Origin of the sequence: Kitasatospora sp. NPDC057542, from assembly GCF_042801945.1 — a bacterium.
GTDB lineage: Bacteria > Actinomycetota > Actinomycetes > Streptomycetales > Streptomycetaceae > Kitasatospora.
Genome location: NZ_JBHVFE010000827.1, coordinates 1 through 1,521, shown reverse-complemented (window position 1 = coordinate 1,521; position 1,521 = coordinate 1). Strand labels below are relative to the sequence as shown.

Genomic DNA, 1,521 nt, shown 5'->3' with positions numbered 1-1,521 from the left:
CCCTCTCTGCCAGCCTTGGGTGAGACATCCCGCTTTGTCGGGTTAGCCTGAGAGGGCCCGAGTAGGAGTTCCACCCCTGATGACCAGCACCAACCCGTCTGCGCCCCACCCGGCCCCCAGGCCGAAGCGCCGAACGTTCAGCCCCGAGTACAAGCTGCGGATCGTGGCCGAGTACGACGCCGCGCCCGAAGGCGAGAAGGGCGCGGTCCTGCGCCGTGAGCGCCTCTACCACTCGCACGTCACCGAGTGGCGGGCCGCGCGCGATGCCGGGGCTCTGGAGAAGTTGGTCGACCGGCGCACGAGCCCGGCCCGTCCGAAGAAGTCCGCCACCGAGGTCGAGAACGAGAAGCTGCGCCGCCAGGTGGAACGGTTGGAGAAGGAACTGGCCAGGAACAAAGCCGCGCTGGAGGTGCTGGGAAAAGCGTCGGCGCTCTTGGAAATGATCTCCGAGAGCGCGGACTGACACACGCCGCCGACCCCGTCGTGGACGAGGCGTTCACCGGCATCGAGCAGAAGTTGGGCATCACGGCCGCATGCCGGCTGACCGGCCGCTCCAGGGCCACCCACTACCGCAGGCTGAAGCCGCCGCCCGCGCGCGAGCCCAGAAGGCCACAGCTCCAGCCGTCGGCCCTGAAACCCGAAGAGCGGGCAGCGGTCCTGGAGTTGATGAACAACGCCGAGTACGCCGAACTGCCTCCCGCGCAGATCTGGGCCCGCGAGCTGGACGCCGGGCGCTACCACTGCTCGGTCTCTACGATGTACCGCATCCTGCGCGAACGCGGGCAGTGCGGTGAGCGACGCCGCCAGGCCACCCACCCGGCCAAGACGGTGCCCGAACTGGTCGCCACCGCACCCTCTCAGGTGTTCACCTGGGACATCACCAAGGCAGCCGGCCCTGGGAAGGGCATCTGGTACCACGCCTACGTCATCATCGACATCTTCAGCCGCTACATCGTCGGCCACACCGTCGAACTGGCCGAATCGGCCGAACGGGCCGAGGAGTTGATCCGCGAGGCCATCGAGCGCAACGGCATCGTGCCCGAGACCGTGCACGCCGACCGCGGCACCTCGATGACCTCAAAGAAGGTCTCCCAACTGCTGATCGACCTTGGTGTCACCCGAAGCCACTCCAGGCCCAAGGTCTCCAACGACAATCCGTACAGCGAGGCCCAGTTCAAGACCACCAAGTACATGGCCGACTTCCCACAGCGGTTCGATTCCCTGGCCCATGCCCGGGAATGGTTCGACGCTTTCATCTCGTACTACAACCACGAGCACCGGCATTCGGGAATCGGCCTTCACACACCTGCCAGCGTGCACTTCGGCACCGCCGAGGAGGTCCGCGAGCAGCGGGCCGTCACCCTCGCCGAGGCATACGCCCGGCATCCCGAACGCTTCGGCCGTCGTCCCCGACCGCCCGAGATACCGCAGACGGCCTGGATCAATGACCCGGCCAAGCGCAGGGAACCCGCACCACAAACCTCATAGCGTCACGACTGTCTCACTGGACTTGAAATCTTC

The 1,521-nt window shown here is 66.5% G+C and carries 2 protein-coding genes; both read left to right on the top strand.

Annotated elements, in window-relative coordinates:
* Positions 1-79: 79 nt before the first annotated feature.
* On the top strand, positions 80-463 hold the full coding sequence (locus ACFU7Y_RS43880; protein WP_380349974.1) for a transposase: 384 nt from the start codon (positions 80-82) through the stop codon (positions 461-463).
* A gap of 20 nt (positions 464-483) precedes the next feature.
* The gene (locus ACFU7Y_RS43875; RefSeq protein ID WP_380349971.1) at positions 484-1,488 is read left to right on the top strand and encodes an IS3 family transposase; all 1,005 of its coding nucleotides are present in this window, start codon (positions 484-486) and stop codon (positions 1,486-1,488) included.
* The last annotated feature ends 33 nt before the right edge of the window (positions 1,489-1,521 follow it).